At 70.7% G+C, this 16,547-nt stretch carries 15 protein-coding genes; 4 read left to right on the top strand and 11 right to left on the bottom strand.

Annotated elements, in window-relative coordinates; translation table 11 throughout:
* Nucleotides 1–7: 7 nt before the first annotated feature.
* A complete protein-coding gene (locus tag V7Z98_RS08335) occupies nt 8–1,234 on the bottom strand; it encodes an MFS transporter (RefSeq protein ID WP_293264033.1) in 1,227 nt (408 codons plus the stop codon).
* A 223-nt stretch (nt 1,235–1,457) separates the two neighbouring features.
* Here V7Z98_RS08335 and V7Z98_RS08340 point away from each other — a divergent pair, with 223 nt between their 5' ends.
* From V7Z98_RS08340 to V7Z98_RS08350, 3 genes are read left to right on the top strand one after another with little or no spacing between them, the layout of a single operon-like run.
* Nucleotides 1,458–2,690: an efflux RND transporter periplasmic adaptor subunit gene (locus V7Z98_RS08340; protein WP_334157641.1), complete on the top strand. Its 1,233-nt coding sequence runs from the start codon at nt 1,458–1,460 to the stop codon at nt 2,688–2,690.
* Nucleotides 2,691–2,706: 16 nt separating this feature from the next.
* Nucleotides 2,707–5,904 carry an efflux RND transporter permease subunit gene (locus V7Z98_RS08345; protein WP_334157642.1) on the top strand — a complete coding sequence of 1,066 codons (3,198 nt, stop codon included), beginning with the start codon at nt 2,707–2,709 and terminating at the stop codon, nt 5,902–5,904.
* Nucleotides 5,901–7,193 carry a TolC family protein gene (locus tag V7Z98_RS08350; protein ID WP_334157643.1) on the top strand — a complete coding sequence of 431 codons (1,293 nt, stop codon included), beginning with the start codon at nt 5,901–5,903 and terminating at the stop codon, nt 7,191–7,193. The genes V7Z98_RS08345 and V7Z98_RS08350 overlap by 4 nt, the downstream gene beginning before the upstream one ends.
* 99 nt (nt 7,194–7,292) lie before the next feature.
* Here V7Z98_RS08350 and V7Z98_RS08355 read toward each other — a convergent pair whose 3' ends face one another.
* Complete coding sequence (locus V7Z98_RS08355) at nt 7,293–7,760, bottom strand: YaiI/YqxD family protein (RefSeq protein ID WP_293264041.1); 468 nt, start codon at nt 7,758–7,760, stop codon at nt 7,293–7,295.
* Nucleotides 7,761–8,150 carry a putative zinc-binding protein gene (locus V7Z98_RS08360; protein ID WP_334157644.1) on the bottom strand — a complete coding sequence of 130 codons (390 nt, stop codon included), beginning with the start codon at nt 8,148–8,150 and terminating at the stop codon, nt 7,761–7,763.
* Nucleotides 8,151–8,378: 228 nt separating this feature from the next.
* Between V7Z98_RS08360 and V7Z98_RS08365 the strand changes: the two genes are divergently transcribed.
* Complete coding sequence (locus V7Z98_RS08365; RefSeq protein WP_293264045.1) at nt 8,379–8,768, top strand: rhodanese-like domain-containing protein; 390 nt, start codon at nt 8,379–8,381, stop codon at nt 8,766–8,768.
* Nucleotides 8,769–8,803: 35 nt separating this feature from the next.
* Here V7Z98_RS08365 and V7Z98_RS08370 read toward each other — a convergent pair whose 3' ends face one another.
* The 8 genes from V7Z98_RS08370 to V7Z98_RS08405 all read right to left on the bottom strand — a co-directional run bounded on the left by V7Z98_RS08370 (nt 8,804) and on the right by V7Z98_RS08405 (nt 16,522).
* Nucleotides 8,804–9,610 carry an SDR family NAD(P)-dependent oxidoreductase gene (locus tag V7Z98_RS08370; protein WP_334157645.1) on the bottom strand — a complete coding sequence of 269 codons (807 nt, stop codon included), beginning with the start codon at nt 9,608–9,610 and terminating at the stop codon, nt 8,804–8,806.
* A 111-nt stretch (nt 9,611–9,721) separates the two neighbouring features.
* Complete coding sequence (locus tag V7Z98_RS08375; RefSeq protein ID WP_334157646.1) at nt 9,722–10,438, bottom strand: GntR family transcriptional regulator; 717 nt, start codon at nt 10,436–10,438, stop codon at nt 9,722–9,724.
* A complete protein-coding gene (locus tag V7Z98_RS08380) occupies nt 10,435–11,964 on the bottom strand; it encodes an AMP-binding protein (protein WP_334157647.1) in 1,530 nt (509 codons plus the stop codon). The genes V7Z98_RS08375 and V7Z98_RS08380 overlap by 4 nt, the downstream gene beginning before the upstream one ends.
* A gap of 38 nt (nt 11,965–12,002) precedes the next feature.
* Nucleotides 12,003–13,241 (bottom strand): thiolase family protein, encoded by a 1,239-nt coding sequence (locus V7Z98_RS08385; RefSeq protein ID WP_334157648.1) that lies wholly within the window; start codon nt 13,239–13,241, stop codon nt 12,003–12,005.
* Nucleotides 13,238–13,945, bottom strand: a complete 708-nt coding sequence (locus V7Z98_RS08390) for an ABC transporter ATP-binding protein (protein WP_334157649.1) — start codon at nt 13,943–13,945, stop codon at nt 13,238–13,240. The genes V7Z98_RS08385 and V7Z98_RS08390 overlap by 4 nt, the downstream gene beginning before the upstream one ends.
* Entirely contained in the window at nt 13,942–14,694 is a 753-nt protein-coding gene (locus V7Z98_RS08395; RefSeq protein WP_293264057.1) for an ABC transporter ATP-binding protein, read from the bottom strand. The genes V7Z98_RS08390 and V7Z98_RS08395 overlap by 4 nt, the downstream gene beginning before the upstream one ends.
* Nucleotides 14,691–15,668 carry a branched-chain amino acid ABC transporter permease gene (locus V7Z98_RS08400; protein WP_293264059.1) on the bottom strand — a complete coding sequence of 326 codons (978 nt, stop codon included), beginning with the start codon at nt 15,666–15,668 and terminating at the stop codon, nt 14,691–14,693. Before V7Z98_RS08400 ends, V7Z98_RS08395 begins: the two co-directional genes overlap by 4 nt.
* A complete protein-coding gene (locus V7Z98_RS08405) occupies nt 15,665–16,522 on the bottom strand; it encodes a branched-chain amino acid ABC transporter permease (protein WP_293264061.1) in 858 nt (285 codons plus the stop codon). Before V7Z98_RS08405 ends, V7Z98_RS08400 begins: the two co-directional genes overlap by 4 nt.
* Between the last annotated feature and the right edge of the window lie 25 nt (nt 16,523–16,547).

A 16,547-nucleotide genomic window follows, 5' to 3' on the forward strand; every position in this document is an offset into this window, starting at 1 on the left:
GGAAGGGTCAGGCCGCTGCCGGCACGGCGCGGCGCGATTCCAGGCTGCGCTCGTCGATGGGCAGGTTGATCAGGGCGGCCATCACCCCGAGGGCGATGCAGATGCCCCACACGGTGTCGTAAGCGCCGGTGGCATCGAACAGCTTGCCCCCCAGCCAGACGCCGAGGAAGCTGCCGATCTGGTGGGCGAAGAAGACGAAGCCGGAGAGCATGCCGAGGAAGCGCACGCCGAACACCTGGGCGACGATGGCGTTGGTGGGCGGCACGGTGGACAGCCAGAGAAAGCCGATCACCGCGGCGAAGGCATAGACGCTCAGGGGCGTGAGGGGCGCCAGCAGGAACAGGCTGATGGCGATGCTGCGGCAAAAGTAGATGGCGGCGAGCAGGTAGCGCTTGGGGAAGCGGTTGCCCAGGTGACCCACGGTATAGGTGCCAAACACGTTGAACAGGCCGATCAGGGCCAGGGCGGTCATGCCCACCGAAGCCGGCAAGCCCTTGTCGAGCAGGTAGGTGGGCAGGTGCACGCCGATGAACACCACCTGGAAGCCGCAGACGAAGTAGCCGAGCATGAGAAAGATAAAGCTCTTCTCGCGCATCGCCTCGCGCAGCGCCTCGCCGGCGGTCTGGCCGTGGGCTGCCGCCCCGGCGGCGACCCCCTTGGTCAGGGAAGCGCCCAGGGGCACGATCAGGAAGGCGGCGCCGGCGAAGATCAGCAGGGTGCCGAACCAGCCCAGGCCGCCGATCAGCCCGGAGGCCACCGGGATCATCAGGAACTGGCCGAAGGAGCCGGCGGCGGCGACGATGCCCATGGCCCAGCTGCGCCGGTTGGGGGCGACCAGCTTGCCCATGGCCGAGAACACCACGCTGTAGGTGGTGCCGCTCTGGGCCATGCCGATCAGCACCCCGGCGGTGGCCGCCAGGCCGGTGCCGCTGGCCGAATAGGCCATGCCCACCAGGCCGAGCACGTAGAACAGGCTGGCCACCCACAGCACCCGCTTGGCGCCGAAGCGGTCGGCGAGCAGGCCGGCGAAGGGCTGGCTGAACCCCCACATCAGGTTCTGCACGGCGATGGCGAAGGAGAACAGCTCCCGGCTCCAGCCGTGGGCGCTGGTCATGGGGGCGAGGAACAGGCCGAAGGTGTGGCGGATGCCCATGGACACGCACACGATCAGGGCGGCGAAGAGCAACACCGAGGCCAGGGTGCGGTCCGCGGCGGAGGTAGAGGGAGAAGTCATGGCGGAATCGGCTGGGGAGGGGAAGGGGCGGAAACCGCCCTTATCAGGTTTTTGGATAAGCATTGTAGCGGCGGCCGGGGCGGATGGCATTCCAACGGCAACGCCCCGAGGGCAGGCCAGCGACGTCCGGCCGCCCGCGCCGATGCGGCGGCCCGTGCCTTAAGGGACGCTTAATCTGGACGGCCTAAGCTGGCGGCCATTCTCCCCTTGCTCCCCGCCAGCCATGCGCCAGCCACTGCCCGCCGTCCCGCGCCTTCCCCTCCTGCCCGCCCCCTGGCGCCGCCGTCTGGCGGCCCTGGCCCTGGCGACCCAGGCAACGCTCCCCCTGCCCGCCCTGGGGGCCGGCGAGCCGCCGGCCCCGCCCCTGGTGCTCAGCGCCGCCCAGGTCCAGGCCCTGGGCGTGCGCAGCACCCCGGCGACACCGGCCGGCGCCGGCGGCGCCAGCCTGTCGCGCCTGCCGGCCACGGTGAACGTGCCCCTGGGCCAATTGCGCCTGGTGGCCGCCCCCGCCGCCGGCCTGGTGGAATCGGTGAAGGTGGTGCCGGGGCAGCAGGTGCGCAAGGGCGAGGTGCTGGCCATCTTCGCCAGCCCGGAACTGCTGGCCCTGCAACGGGACGCCAGCATCGCCCGCAGCCAGGCCGAGCTGGCGGCCAGCGCCCGGCGCCGGGACGAAGCGCTGTACAACGAGGGCATCATCCCCGCCTCCCGCCTGGAGGCCACCCGGGCCAGTGCGGCCCAGGCCGCCGCCCAGGCCGAGGAAAAGCGACTGTCCCTGGGAGTGGCCGGCCTGTCGGCGGCGACCAAATCCGGCCCGGGCGCCGCCGCCCTGACCGCCCCCCTCTCCGGCTACGTGCTGGAGCAGATGGCCACGCCGGGGCAGCGGGTCGATGCCGCCGCCCCCCTCTTCTCCCTGGCCGAAACCAGTGCCCTGGGGCTGGAGATACAGGTAGCCGCCAGCCTGGCCGCCCTGTTGCCGGACGGGGCGCCGGTCACCGCCACCCTGGCCGACGGCCGCAGTGTGCGCGGCAAGGTGGTGAGCGTCGGCCGCCAGGTGGGCGCCGCCCAGACCGTGGCCGTACGCGCCAGCCTGGAGCGTCCCGCGGCGGGCACCGCCGCCCTGCCCCTGCGCCCCGGCCAGGCGGTGGAAGCCGAGATCGGCCTGGCAGGACTGCCCGCCCTGGCCGGCGCGGTGCGCATCCCCGGCGCGGCCCTGACCTACCGCAGCGGCGCCGCCAGCCCGGGCAAGCAGGTGACGACGGCCTACGTGTTCGTTGCCGTGCAGGAGGACGCCCGGGAAAGCCGCTTCATGCCTCAGCCGGTGACGGTGCTTGGCCCGGTGCCCGGGGGCTGGCTGGTCAAGTCCGCCGGCGCCCCCCCCCTGAACGACAAGAGCCGGGTGGCGACGGCCGGTGTGGCGGCGCTGAAGGCCGCCTGGCTCGGCCAGAACGTGGAATGAGGCGGCGGAACCAGCCATGATCGCCCGCTTCTTCTCCCAGCTCGTCGCCCTCTCCCTGGCCCAGCGCCTGCTGGTGGGGCTGGCCGCCCTGCTGCTGGCCGGCTTCGGCATGGTGAGCCTGCAGAACCTGCCCATCGACGCCTTCCCTGACGTCTCCACCACCCAGGTCAAGATCATCATCAAGTCCCCGGGCATGACCCCGGAAGAGGTGGAAACCCGCATCACCGTGCCCATCGAGCAGGAGATGCTGGGCATTCCCAAGCAGCACATCCTGCGCTCCACCTCCAAGTACGCCCTGGCCGACATCACCATCGACTTCGACGACGGCACCGACATCTATTGGGCCCGCCAGCAGGTGGGCGAGCGCCTCGGCAACGTGCTCAAGGACCTGCCGCCGCAAGCCTCCGGCGGCCTAGCGCCGATCACCACGCCCCTGGGCGAGATGTTCATGTTCACCGTCGAGGGCCCCCTCTCCCTGGAGGAGAAGCGCACCCTGCTCGACTGGGTGATCCGCCCCCAGCTGCGCACCCTGCGCGGCGTGGCCGACGTGAACAGCCTGGGAGGCAACGCCCGGGCCTTCGAGGTGGTGCCCGACGTGGCGGCGCTCAACGCCCGCCAGTTATCCCTGACTGACCTGGAAACGGCCCTGGCCGAGAACAACCGCAACGACGGCGCCGGCCGGGTGAACGAGGGCGAGGAAGCCCTGCTGGTGCGGGCCGAGGGCGCCATCCGCGACGTAGACGACCTGCGCAACGTGGTGGTGGCGGTGCGCGGCGGCGCCCCGGTGCGGGTCGGCGACGTGGCCGAGGTGCGCCTCGGCGCCCTGACCCGCTACGGCGCGGTAACCCAGCGCTCCCAGCCGGACCACGCCGGCCAAGCCAACGATGCCAACGCTGCCGGCCCGGCCCTGGCCCAGGGCGAGGCTGTGGAAGGGCTGGTGCTCGGCCTGCGCGGCGCCAACGCCCGGGCGGTGGTGGAGGCGGTGTCGGCCAAGCTGGCCGAGATCGAGCCCACCCTGCCCGCCGGCACCCGCCTGGTGCCCTTCTACAACCGGGGCGAGCTGGTGGCCCGGGCGGTGCACACCGTGACCAAGGCCCTGCTCGAAGCGGTGGTGCTGGTGGCGATCCTGCTGTTCGCCTTCCTCGGCAGCCTGCGCGCCGCCGTGGTGGTGGCGGCGATCCTGCCCCTGTCGGCCCTGGCCACCTTCATCCTGATGGGGCACTACGACCTGTCGGCCAACCTGATGAGCCTGGGCGGCCTGGCCATCGCCATCGGCATGCTGGTGGACGGCGCCGTGGTGGTGGTGGAGAACATCGAATCCCATCTGCACGCCCGGGCCGCCGGCAACCCGACCGCCCTGTCGGCCCACGACAAGCTGGCCCTGGTGTTCCGGGCGGTGGTCGAGGTGGCGCCGCCGGTGGCTTCGGGTGTGGCGATCATCGCCATCGTCTTCCTGCCGCTGCTGACCCTGGAAGGGCTGGAAGGCAAGCTGTTCATGCCGGTGGCCCTGGCCATCGTCTTCGCCCTGGGCGCCTCCCTGCTGCTGGCCTTCACCGTGGTGCCGGCGGCTGCCTCCCTGCTGCTCAAGCCGGCCCACGGCGATCCCTGGCTGGTGCGCAAGCTCACCGCCCTGTACGACCGGCTGCTGCCCCGGGCCCTGGCCAACCCGCGCCCGGTGCTGATCGGCGCCGGCCTGTCCCTGGTGCTGGCGGTGGGCGCCTACCTGGGCACCGGCAAGACCTTCATGCCCACCCTGGACGAAGGCGACCTGATCGTCCAGCTGGAAAAGCTCCCCTCCATCGGCCTGTCCGCCTCCACCGCCCTGGACCAGCAGGTCCAGGCGGCGATCCTCCAGGACATCCCCGAGGTCCGGCGCATCGTCGCCCGCACCGGCGCCGACGAGCTGGGCCTGGACCCGATGGGCCTCAACCAGACCGACACCTTCCTGGTGCTCAAGCCCGTGGACGAGTGGCGCACACCGGACAAGGCCTGGCTGGCCGACCAGCTGCGCCAGGTGCTCGACCGCTTCCCCGGGGTGGTCTACAGCTTCACCCAGCCCATCGAGATGCGCGTCTCGGAAATGCTCACCGGGGTGCGCGGCGACGTGGCGATCAAGATCTACGGCCCGGACATCGACACCCTCAACGGCCTGGCCGCCCAGGTCCAGGGCGCGGTGAAGGGCGTGCCCGGCGCCGAGGACGTGATCACCCTCAAGAACGAGGGCGTCCAGTACCTGTCGGTGGGCATCGACCGGCTTGCCGCCGGCCGCCTGGGTTTCTCGGTGAACGCCCTGGAAGCGGACCTGAAGCGCCTGATCGAGGGCACCCCGGTGGGGGTGGTGGTGGAGCCGGGCCGGCGCACCCCGCTGCTGCTGCGCGGCCCCGGCGCCGACAGCACCGCCCCGGCCCTGGCCGATCTGCGCCTGCAACTGCCCGACGGCCGGGCCGTGCCTCTGTCGGCGGTGGCCACCCTGAAGCGGGTCGAAGGCCCGGTGAAGGTGGACCGGGAAAACGCCCAGCGTTACGTGGTGGTGCAGAGCAACGTGCGCGACCGGGACCTGGTGGGCTTCGTGGACGACGCCCGGGCCGCGGTCGCGGCCAAGGTCAAGCTGCCGGCCGGCTACCGCATCGCCTGGGGCGGCCAGTTCGAAAACCAGCAGCGCGCCGCGGCCCGGCTCGCCCTGGTGGTGCCCATGGCCCTACTGCTGATCTTCGGCCTGCTCTTCGTCACCTTCGGCTCCCTGCGCCAGGCCGCCCTGGTGCTGGCCAACATCCCCTTCGCCCTGGTGGGCGGCGCCATCTCCCTGTTCGTCTCCGGCGAATACCTGTCGGTGCCGGCCTCGGTGGGCTTCATCGCCCTGCTCGGCATCGCCGTGCTCAACGGGGTGGTGCTGGTCAGCTACTTCAACACCCTGCGCGACCAGGGCCTGCCCCTGGACGAAGTGGTGCGCGAGGGCGCCCGGCGCCGGCTGCGCCCGGTGCTGATGACCGCCTCGATCACCGCCTTCGGCCTGGTGCCCCTGCTCTTCGCCAGCGGCCCCGGCTCGGAAATCCAGCGCCCCCTGGCCATCGTCGTGGTGGGCGGACTGATCAGCTCGACCCTGCTCACCCTGGTGCTGCTGCCCATCCTCTACCGCCGCTTCGGCGTTCCCCGGAACGCGGAAAGCGACGGCAGCAATAGCGGCAACGACTCTTCCGTGGTGCAACCGTCATGACCCCGCATTTCCCCACCGCCGTTTCATCCCTGCCGCTGACCCTGCCTCTGAGCCTATTGCTGGCTCTGCTGCTGGCTGCCCCGGACGCCCGGGCCGAGACCGGCGACGGCCTGCCTGCCGCCGCCGAGGTCAAGGCCGCCATCGCCGCCGCCCCCCTGGTGGCCGCCGCCCGGGCCGACCTGAGCGCGGAAAGCGCCAACCGGGAACGGCTCGACGCCGGCCCCCACGAGTGGACCACCCGGCTCATGGACCAGCGCCGGCGCCTGCGCAGCACCCCCAGCGAAGGCCCGGGCGGGCCGTACAACGAATGGCTGGTGACCCTGGAACGGCCGCTGCGCCTGCCGGCCAAGGCCGATGCCGACCGGGCCCTGGGCGAACAGGGCGAGAGCACCGCCCGCATCGCCGTGGAGGACGCCCAGCACGAAACCGCCCGCCAGTTGCTCGCCGCCTGGTTCCAGTGGCTGCGCACCCGGGTCGCCGCCGACCAGGCCCAGACCCAGGCCAAGCTGCTGGCCCGGCTGGCCGACAGTACCGGCCGGCGGCTCAAGCTGGGCGACGCGGCACGGCTGGAGGCGATGCAGGCCGAAGCCGCCGCCGCCCAGGCCGACGCCCAGTGGCAGCAGGCCCGGGCCCGCCTCCAGGCTGCCAGCGAAGACCTGCGGGCGCGCTTTCCCGCCATTGCCCAGCCGGAGCGGGTGAGCCTGCCGGCCCCCGAGCCCCTGGAAGGCACCCTGGCCGCCTGGCAGGAGCGCATCGCCGGCAAGAGCCACGAACTGGCCCTGGCCGGCGCCGAGACCCGCCAGGCCCGGCTGGCCGCCCAGCGCGCCGAGGCCGAGCGCACCCCGGACCCGGTGTTCGGCGTGCACGTCGGCAGCGAGCGGGGCGGCGAGGAAAAGCTGGTGGGGGTGTCGGTCACCATTCCCCTGCCCGGCGCCGCCCGGGGTGCCGCGGCGCGCAGCCAGGCGGCCCGGGCCAATGCGGCGTCCTACCGGGAGGACGGGCTGCGCCGCCAGGTGAGCGCCGACATCGCCAGCCGCCACGCCCTGGCCAGCGCCACCCAGATCGCCTGGCAACGTGCCGACCAGGCGGCCCGGCAACTAGAGGCCAGCGCCGACCTGACCGCCCGGGCCCAATCCCTGGGGGAGGCGCCCCTGGCCGAGGTGCTACTCGCCCGCCGCCAGGCCGGCGAGGGCCGGCTGGCCGCCGAACAGACCCGCCTGGACGCCCTGGAAGCCCGCTACCGGCTGGAGCTGGACGCCCACCAGCTCTGGGATTACGACGTCGATTGAGACGCCCTGAGCAGGAACGGGCGGAGAGCGAAGACGAAGTGGGAGGCGGCGCCACGGCACCGCCGCAAGGCTAGGGGTCCGTGGATCTGCGCAGCAGGATTACTCCACCCGGCGTCCGGCCTTGACGACGAAGCGCTCCAGCTCTCGGGCGAAGGCGCGGCGGTCGTCGTGGTTGAAGGCCGCCGGACCGCCGGTCTCCACCCCGGAGGAGCGCAAGGTGTCCATGAAGTTGCGCAGGGTCAGGGCCGCCTGGATGGTGTCCGGCCCGTAGGGCTCGCCCCGGGGCGTCAGCACCCGGGCCCCCTTGGCGATGACTTCGGCGGCCAGGGGAATGTCGGCGGTGATCACCAGGTCGCCCTCTGCCACCCGCTCGACGATGGCCTGGTCGGCCACGTCGAAGCCGCGCGGCACCTGGAGGCTGCGCACAAAGGGAGAAGGCGGAGCGAACAGGGCCTGGTTGGCCACCAGAGTGACCACCATCTCGGCCCGCACCGCGACGCGGAAGAGGATTTCCTTGATGACCTTGGGGCAGGCGTCGGCATCGACCCAGATGGCGGCCTTGCCCACTTACGCCACCTCCGCCGCCGGCTGGCGCAGGTCACGGGCGGCGGCCGTCGCCACCTCAAGCATCCGCGCGGCGTCGTCCAGGTCGAAATCGGTGCGCAGACGCTTCTTGATGCCGTGCTCGTGCAGCAGCAGTTGCCGGTCGGGCGTCACCCCGCGCTGGGCCAGGCTGTGCTTGACGCATTGCAACGGGCAGCCGTCCAGGGCCAGGATCGCCCGGCCGGAACGGGCGATGCGCACCAGGTGGGGCACGTCGCCGCCGACCCCGGCGATGCAGGACATTTCGGCCTCGCCGCGCCGGTCCAGCTGCACGGCGATGTGATTGGCCATCTGGGCGGCGCTGGAGCAGCCGGAACAGGAATAGACCAAGGGGAGGTCGGCGGGGCGGGACATGGGCGTCTCCGGCGCGGTGAAAGGAGGCGCCAGTGTAGGCCCGACGGCGGCGGCGACCAATCGGCATTTCCGGCAAGGGGCCGGCAAAAGGGCCGACGTAACGGTAGCTGAAGACCTGGGGGCTGCACGGCGGCGGCCGTGCTAAATTAGAAAAAACTGATCCTTCTCCACCCTGTCATGGCCGCCCCGGCGGCGGGCCATGCCCTTGCCACGTTTGCGGAGGCCCCCATGTTCACCCCTGCCCACACCCTCGTCCAGGCGGCCCGCCTGACCATAGACGAATGCTCCCCCGCCGAGCTCCAGGCCCGGCGGGCGACGGCGCCGGACACCCTGCTGCTCGACGTGCGCGAACCGGACGAGTACCGCCAGGGGCACATCCAGGGCGCCCTGAACATTCCCCGGGGCCTGCTCGAATTCAAGATTTCCAGCGAGCCCGCTCTCCAGGACGTGACCCGGCCGGTGATCGTCTATTGCAAGACCAGCGGCCGCGCCGCCCTGGCGGTGAAATCGCTCCAGTCCATGGGCTTCGAGAACGTGACTTCCCTGGCGGGCGGCTTCGAAGCCTGGCAGGAGGACAGCCGCCCGGTGGTGGTGCCCCGGGACATCGCCTTCGATTGAGGCGGGGCCACCCGGCCACCCGCCCTGCCCTGCGACTACTGGCTGGTCCAGCCTCCCTCGACGGGAATCGCCGCCCCGGTGATGTTGTGGGCCACGGGATGGCACAACCAGGCCGCCAGCTGGGCGATCTCAACCGGCAGCGACATGCGCTGGCTGGGCTGTTTTTCGGCGAGCAGGGAACGCACCCCGGCCTCCCGGTCGCCGCCGACCTGGGCGGCCCGGTCCAGTATCTGGGGTTCGAGCAGGGCGGTCTCGGTCCAGCCCGGGCAGATGCAGTTCACGGTCACCCCGCCCTGCCCCCGGCTGCCGGCCCGGGCGTACTCCAGGGCCGCCACCTTGCTCACGCCCACCAGGCCGAACTTGGAGGCCACGTAGGGGGCCTTGTGCACCGAGGCCACCAGGCCGTGCACCGAAGCGATGTTCACCACCCGGCCGTAACCCCGCGCCGCCATGCCCGGCAGGGCGGCCTGCATGGTGAGGAAGGCCGCCGACAGATTGACCGCCAGAAAGCGCTGCCACAGCTCCAAGGGCACCTCGGCCAGGGCCATGGTCTGCTGGATGCCGGCGTTGTTGACCAGGATGTCCAGGGGGCCGTCGGCCAGGACGGCGGCCATCAGGGCCTGGACCTGGGCGGCGTCGCTCAGGTCGTGGCCATGGACGGTGGCCGACAGGGCGCCGGCGGCGAGCACCGCCTGGCGCGCCCGTTCCTGCTGCTCGGCGTCCCCCAGCCCGTGCAGGACCAGGTGGCATTGCTCTTCGGCCAGGGCGGTGGCGATGGACAGCCCGATGCCTTGCAGCGAGCCGGTGACGAGGGCGCGACGGCCCGGTTGGGGTGGGGTCATGGAACGTCTCCTGGGTACGCCTGCCGGTGGCGGCGCACCTCGTTGGTTGTTTTGGTTATCGGCTATGCCGGGCCGCAGATTCTGCAAACTCCGCGCCCCGGCCAGGACCGGTCAGCGTTCGGCCGGGCTGATCGTCACCGCCGAGGTGACGATCAATTCCATCAGGATGTTGCGCGCCAGCTGCTCGGCGTAGTCGTTGCGCGCCGTGGCCGCCGCCATCGCCCGCTCCGCATCGCCGTCGGCGATGGCGTTGATCTGGGCGATGTGCAGGTCGCAGATGTGGGCCAGGTTGGAGTGGCGCTTCTGGTGGAAGTACAGGAAGCGCCGCGCCAGGGTCTGCAACATGGCGTAGAACTCGGCGGCGTAGGTATTGCGCGCCGCCTCGCCGAGGCGGCTGGTGAGGCAGAAGTGCAGGCGCATGTAGACCCGCATGTCGTTGAGGGCCTTCAGCCCTTCCAGCTCGCCCGCCAGCTGGCGCAGCGCCGCCCGCTCGGCGTCGCTGGCACACAGGGCTGCCTGGGAGACGATCAGGCGCTCGATCTCGCGGCGCGCCTGGATGATCTTCAGCTGGCCCTGGTAGTCGATCTCGGAGATGAACACCCCCTGGCGCGGCGCGATGTGCACCAGGCGCTGGTAGGCCAGCTTGTGCAGGGCCTCCCGGGTGGGGGTGCGGCCGAAGCCGACCTTCTCGCTCAGGGCCACCTCGGACCACTGGCTGCCCGGGGGCAGCTCTCCGGTGACGACCATCTCTTCGAGGGCGCAATAAGCCTTCTCGGTCTGGCTGGCGGTGTGGCGGGCAAAGAGGGGATTGGCGTCGGCGTCGGTCATGAGGTCGGCGTGGCGAGTTTGCGCAGTTGGGTTTTCAGCACTTTACCAGTGCCGTTCTTCGGCAGTTCGGCGACGAAGAAGTACCAGCGCGGCCGCTTGAAGCGGGCGATGGAACGCAGGCACAGGGCCTCCAGGTCGGCTTCGCCGACCGCCATGCCGTCGCGGCAGACGACGAAGGCGGCGATCGACTCGCCCCATTCCCGGTCGGGCACGCCGATCACCGACACTTCCTGGACCGCGGCGTGCTGGAGCAGCACCTCCTCCACTTCCCGGGGGTAGATGTTGGTGCCGCCGCTAATGATGACGTCCTTGGAGCGGTCTTTCAGCTGGAGCAGGCCGCGCTCGTCGAGCTCGCCCACGTCGCCGGTGTGCAGCCAGCCCCCGGCCAGGGTCTGGCGGGTGGCGTCCGGATTGTTCCAGTAGCCCTTCATCACCGAGGGTCCCCGGGCCACCACCTCGCCCAGGGTGCCGGCCGGGGCCGGCTGGCCGTCGGGGCCGAGCACCGCCACTTCCACCGAGGTCTGGCTGGCCCCCACCGAGGCCAGCATGGCCAGGTCGTTGCCGGCCACGGCGGCGGCGGTCTGCTCCGCCGACAGGGCGGTGATCGACATCGGGCTTTCGCCCTGGCCGTAGATCTGGGCGATGCGCGGACCGAAGCAGGCCACCGCCGCCTTGATGTCCTCGACGTAGAACGGCGCGCCGCCGACGATCAAGGCGCGCAGGCCGGGGAAGGCGCTACCGTGGTCCGCCGCGTGCTGGGCCATGCGCTGGACGATGGTCGGCGCGGCGAACAGGCTGGCCGAGCGGTAGTGGCCGAGCAGCTCGAACAGCTCGGCCTCGTCGAAGCCGCCGCTCTCGGGCACCACCTGCAAGGCGCCGCGGATGAAGTAGGGCACGCTGTAGAGGCCGCTGCCGTGGGACATGGGGGCCACGTGCACCAGCACGTCGTCGCCATCCACCGGCTGCACGTCGGCGTAGAAGTTGAGGGAGGTGGCGAGCAGGTTGTCGTGGGTCAGCATCACCCCCTTGGGCCGGCCGGTGGTGCCGCTGGTGTAGAACAGCCAGGCCAGGTCGCCGCCGTTGCCGGCCACCGGGGCGATGGGCGTCCGGCCCAGGGCGGCGGTGTAGCTGTCCGCCTCCACGTCGATCAGTTGCAGGCCGGGCAGGCGCTCGGCCACCGGCAGCAGCCCCCGGTACAGCTCGCCGCTGGACAGGCAGGCGGCGGAGCCGGAATCGTGCAGTACGTACTCCAGCTCGTTGGGGTGCAGCTTGGCGTTGACCGGCACGGCGCACAGGCCGGCGTGCCAGATGGCCAGCATGGATTCGGCGTACTGGATGCAGTTCTTCATCGCCAGGGTGACCCGGTCGCCGGGCTGCAAGCCCAGGTCGTGGCGCAGCCAGCCGGCCAGGGCGGCGACGCGCCGCTCCAGTTGCCGGTAGGTGAGGCTCGGCCCCCGGCCCCGGGCCAGGGCGGGACGGTCGCCGTGCAGGCGCACGGTGCGCTGGAAAAGTTGGTTGAGGTGCATGGTGGTCTCGTCGCAATAAACGATGCGGATGGCGTGGATCAGCGGCCCAGGATGGTGATGCAGGTGACGGCTTCCTCGACGCCGTTGAAGCCGCCGCCGTTCTCGGCGATGGCGAAGCGGGCCTTGTCCACCTGGCGGGCGCCGGCCTCGCCGCGCAGCTGGGTGACCATCTCGTACACCTGGGCCAGGCCGGTGGCGCCGATCGGATGGCCGCGGGAGAGCAGGCCGCCGGAGACGTTGATGGGGATGCGCCCGCCCAGGCTGGTGGCGCCGGATTCGGCCATCGGCCCGCCCTCGCCGAAGGGGCAGAAGCCCAGGGCTTCGGTCTGCTGGATCTCGGCGAAGGCGGTGGCGTCGTGCACCTCGGCCAGGGACATGTCCTCGGGGCCGACCCCGGCCCGCTCGTAGGCCTCGAAGGCAGCCAGGTGGCAGAGGTGGCGTTCGTACTGGTCGGCGGGCCGCTCGGTGGCGGTGCGCAGCACGCTGGCCATGAGGCGCACGGCGCGGCTGCGCTGCAACTTGCGCAGGCCGTCCTCGTTGCAGACGATGGCCGCCGCCGCCCCGTCGCCGATGGGGGCGCACATGGGCAGGGTGAGGGGCCAGGCGATGGTGCGCGCCGCCAGCACCTCGTCGATGGTCAGGGGGTACTGGAACTGGGCCAGGGGGTTGCGGGTGGAATGGACGTGGTTCTTGGCGGCCACTGCGGCGATCTGCCGCTGGGTGGTGCCGAAGCGCTCCATGTGCAGCCGCGCCAGGCTGGCGTAGATGTCCATGAAGATGCTGCGCTGCTCCGCTTCCTTGATGCCCGCCGGCAGCGTCACCGTCGGCGCCAGGCCGTGCAGCAGGGCCAGCTGGCCGTCCCTGTTGTTCACGTCGAAGGCGCCGTCGAAGACGCTGAAGCTCTTTTCCTTGTCCGGCGAGAACAGCTTGTCCACGCCCACCGCCAGGCAGATGTCGCCTTCGCCGGCGGCCACGTACAGCTGGGCGGCGTTGAGGGCGGTGCTGGAGCTGGCGCAGGCGTTCTCGACGTTGGTCACCGGGATGCCGGTGATGCCCATGGCCTTGAGCGCCACTTCGCCGGCCACCATGTGCTGGCCTTCGATGACCCCCTGGCCGGCGGTGGCGAAGTAGGCGGCCTGGATCAGCTCGCGGCCGCAGCCGGCGTCCTGGAGGGCGCCCTCGACCGCCTCGCGCACCAGGTCCTTGACGGTCTTGTCCGGGTGCTTGGCGAAATGGGTGATGCCGACGCCGACGATGTAGAGGTTCTGCTTGCTCATTGTGCCGCTCCGGTAGTGATGAGGTTTTCCACGAGTTGCCGCTGTTGTTGCAGTTCGGCCGAGGTGCCCGACCAGACCACCTGGCCGTGGTCGAGCACGTACTGGCGGTGGGCCAGCTTCATCGGCACCTTGAGGTTCTGCTCGACCAGGACGATGCCGGTGCCCTGGCGGTGGACGTGGGCGAACACCTCCACCAGCTGGTCCACGATCAGGGGCGCCAGACCCTCGGTGGGTTCGTCGAGGAGCAGGATGCGCGGGTTGCCGAGCAGGGCCCGGGCAATCGCCAGCATCTGCTGTTCGCCGCCGGACAGCTGGTCGCCGCCGAAGTCGATGCGCTCGCCCAGGCGGGGGAAGATTTCCAGCACCCGCTCCTCGGTCCAGTAGCCGGGCTGGTGGGCGACGGCGCCGATGCGCAGGTTTTCGCGCACCGACAGGTTGGGGAAGATGCGCCGGGTATCGGGCACCAGGGCGATGCCCAGGCGGGCGATCTGCTCAACCGAGAGGCGCGAGATGTCGCGCTCGCCGAACACCCGCCGCCCCGCCACCAACGGCAGCAGGCCGACCAGGGTCTTGAGGGTGGTGGATTTGCCGGCGCCGTTGCGGCCGACGATGGCGACGATCTCGTGCAGCCCGACCTCGATCGAAATGTCTTCCAGGGCCAGGGCGTGGCCGTACTTGACGCTGGCGTGTTCGAGCGCGATCACGATGCATCCTCCCCGAGATAAACCGAGCGCACGGTGGCGTCGTTGCGGATCTGTTCCGGGGCGCCGACGGCGATCACCCGGCCGTTGCTCATCACCACGATCTCTTCGGAGAGCGACATGATGGCGTCCATGTTGTGTTCGATCAGCAGCACGGTGCGCCCGGCCGATACGGCCTTGATCAGGCGCGTCGAGCTTTCGATCTCGTGCTGGCCGACGCCGGCCAGGGGCTCGTCGAGGAGCAGGATGCGCGGGTCCGGCATCAGGGTGATGCCCAGCTCCAGGGCCCGTTGCAGGCCGTAGGAGAGGGTCCCGGCGATGTCGTCGCGGCGGGCGGTGAGGCCGGTCAGTTCGAGCATGGCGTCGATGTCGCCGGCCAGGCGCCGCTCGTAGCGCGGCGCGATCCAGAACGGCTGGAAGCGCGAGTGCTTGATCTGGGCGGCGATGCGCAGGTTGTCCAGCACCGTCATCTCGGCAAAGATCTTGGTGATCTGGAAGCTGCGGCCGATGCCCAGGTGGGCGCGCTCGTGGGGTGGGGTGCGGGTGATGTCAGCGCCGAAGCAGTGGATGCTGCCGCTATGGCGCATCTGCCGCCCGGCCAGGACGTTGAGCAGGGTGGTCTTGCCCGCCCCGTTGGGGCCGATCAGGCCGTAGATGCGGCCCTGCTCGAACGAATGGCTGACGCCGTCGATGGCCTTGAGGGCGCCGTAGCTCACCGTCACGCCGTCGCATTTCAGGGCGATGTCGCTCATGAGGACCTCCCGTCGCGCCGGGCGGCCTTGTCCTGCCATTGCCCGAAGCGCTCCTGCAATTCGCCGACGATGCCCTTGGGGAAGAACAGGGTGGCGAGGATGAAGACCAGGCCGAGCAAGCCGTACCAGTATTGGGTCCAGCCGCTCAACCACTCCTTGAGCACCTCGAAGGCGAGCACCCCCACCACCGGCCCCCACAGGGTGCCGGCGCCGCCGAGCAGGGTCATGATGATGACGTCGCCGGAGGTGGTCCAATGCAGCATCTGGGGATTCACGTACATCAGCAGGGAGGCCAGCAGCGCCCCGGCCAGGCCGCTGATGGCCCCGGAGACGATGAAGGTGATCTGCTTGTAGCGGTGCACGTCGAAGCCCAGCTGCTCGGCCCGGGTCTCGTTCTGGCGGATGCCAGCGATGACCCGGCCAAAGGGTGAGCGGCGCAGCACCGCCACCGCCGCCATGACCAGGGCGAACACCGCCACCACGTACCAGTAGAAGTGGGTCGAATCGAAGAAATCGATGCCGCCCAGGCCGGGCCGCTCCACCCCGGGCAGGCCGTCGGCGCCGCCGGTCCATGCGCGCAGCTTGGAGTCGGCCAGGATGTAGAGCAGTTGCGACAGGGCCAGGGTGACCAGGGCAAAGAAGATGCCCGAGACGCGCAGGGCGAAGAAGCTGAACAGCCAGGCGCACAGGGCGCCGGCGACGATGGCCAGGCCCAGGCCGGCGCTGAAGGGCAGGCCCCACAGCTGGGTGGCCAGGGCCAGGGCGTAGCCGCCCAGGCCGAGGAAGCTGGCGTGGCCGAAGGAAACCATGCCGAGCAGGCCGAAGACGAAGTCGAAGCCGATGGCGAAGATCGCCCAGATCATCACCAGAGTCGCCAGGTTGAGCAGGAAGTCGCTTGGGCCGGTGAAAGGCAGCAGCAGGGCAACGGCCGCCAGGGGCAGGCCGAGCCACAGGTCGAAACGGGAGACGTTCATGCGGACCTCGTTGCGCGGAAGAAGAGGCCCTGGGGCCGGGTGAGCAGGGTCGCGATGAGCAGGGCGAAGGTCAGGATGTCCACCCAGCTCGGCATGTAGGCGTAGCCGAGGGCGCGCACCAGGCCGATCAGCAGCGAGGCCGCCACGGCACCGCGGATGTTGCCCAGGCCCCCGAGGATGACGACGATGAAGCAGTCGATGATGGTGTTGGTGGCCATGCCCAGCTCAATGGGAAAGAGCGGCGCGGCGATGGCCCCGGCCAGGCCGGCCAGCCCCGAACCGAGGGCGAACACAGCCATGCGCACCGACGACACGGGCAGGCCGAGCAGGCGCACCATTTCGCCGTCGCTGCTGGCGGCGCGCACCAGCATGCCGAAGGTGCTTTTCTCGATGAGCAGGAACAGGCCGCCGGAAACCAGGGCGCCGAAGCCGATGACGAACAGGCGGTAGACCGGGATGGTGCTGCCGAACAGCTCCACGGTGCCGGCCAGGGCCTCGGGCATGGTCGATTCCTGGTAGCCCAGGCCCCAGACGATCTTGACCAGCTCACTGATCACCAGGATCACGCCGAAGGTCAGGATCAGTTGGTAGAAGTGGGGTCGGTTGTAGAGCGGGCGCAGGGCCAGGCGCTCGATCAGGGCGCCGGCGGCGGCCACCAGCACGGTGGCGCCGATCAGCCCGGCGACGAAGGAGCCGGTGTGGCGGCCGATGTCGAAGGCGATGTAGGCACCGAGCATGTACAGGGCGCCGTGGGCGAAGTTGATCACGCCCAGCATGCCGAAGATGAGGGTCAGCCCCGAGGCGAGCAGGAACAGCAGCATCCCCAGGCTGAGCCCGATGATGAGGGTAGACATGAGGTATCTCCGCGGCGGAGGGATC

The sequence above is a fragment of the Oryzomicrobium sp. genome (assembly GCF_036820405.1).
Taxonomy (GTDB): domain Bacteria; phylum Pseudomonadota; class Gammaproteobacteria; order Burkholderiales; family Rhodocyclaceae; genus Oryzomicrobium.

Bases quoted from the DNA above. Each gene is read 5' to 3' on its own strand.
- V7Z98_RS08335 (WP_293264033.1), bottom strand. From the start codon at position 1,234: ATGACTTCTCCCTCTACCTCCGCCGCGGACCGCACCCTGGCCTCGGTG.
- V7Z98_RS08340 (WP_334157641.1), top strand. From the start codon at position 1,458: ATGCGCCAGCCACTGCCCGCCGTCCCGCGCCTTCCCCTCCTGCCCGCC.
- V7Z98_RS08345 (WP_334157642.1), top strand. From the start codon at position 2,707: ATGATCGCCCGCTTCTTCTCCCAGCTCGTCGCCCTCTCCCTGGCCCAG.
- V7Z98_RS08350 (WP_334157643.1), top strand. From the start codon at position 5,901: ATGACCCCGCATTTCCCCACCGCCGTTTCATCCCTGCCGCTGACCCTG.
- V7Z98_RS08360 (WP_334157644.1), bottom strand. From the start codon at position 8,150: ATGTCCCGCCCCGCCGACCTCCCCTTGGTCTATTCCTGTTCCGGCTGC.
- V7Z98_RS08365 (WP_293264045.1), top strand. From the start codon at position 8,379: ATGTTCACCCCTGCCCACACCCTCGTCCAGGCGGCCCGCCTGACCATA.
- V7Z98_RS08370 (WP_334157645.1), bottom strand. From the start codon at position 9,610: ATGACCCCACCCCAACCGGGCCGTCGCGCCCTCGTCACCGGCTCGCTG.
- V7Z98_RS08375 (WP_334157646.1), bottom strand. From the start codon at position 10,438: ATGACCGACGCCGACGCCAATCCCCTCTTTGCCCGCCACACCGCCAGC.
- V7Z98_RS08380 (WP_334157647.1), bottom strand. From the start codon at position 11,964: ATGCACCTCAACCAACTTTTCCAGCGCACCGTGCGCCTGCACGGCGAC.
- V7Z98_RS08385 (WP_334157648.1), bottom strand. From the start codon at position 13,241: ATGAGCAAGCAGAACCTCTACATCGTCGGCGTCGGCATCACCCATTTC.
- V7Z98_RS08395 (WP_293264057.1), bottom strand. From the start codon at position 14,694: ATGAGCGACATCGCCCTGAAATGCGACGGCGTGACGGTGAGCTACGGC.
- V7Z98_RS08400 (WP_293264059.1), bottom strand. From the start codon at position 15,668: ATGAACGTCTCCCGTTTCGACCTGTGGCTCGGCCTGCCCCTGGCGGCC.
- V7Z98_RS08405 (WP_293264061.1), bottom strand. From the start codon at position 16,522: ATGTCTACCCTCATCATCGGGCTCAGCCTGGGGATGCTGCTGTTCCTG.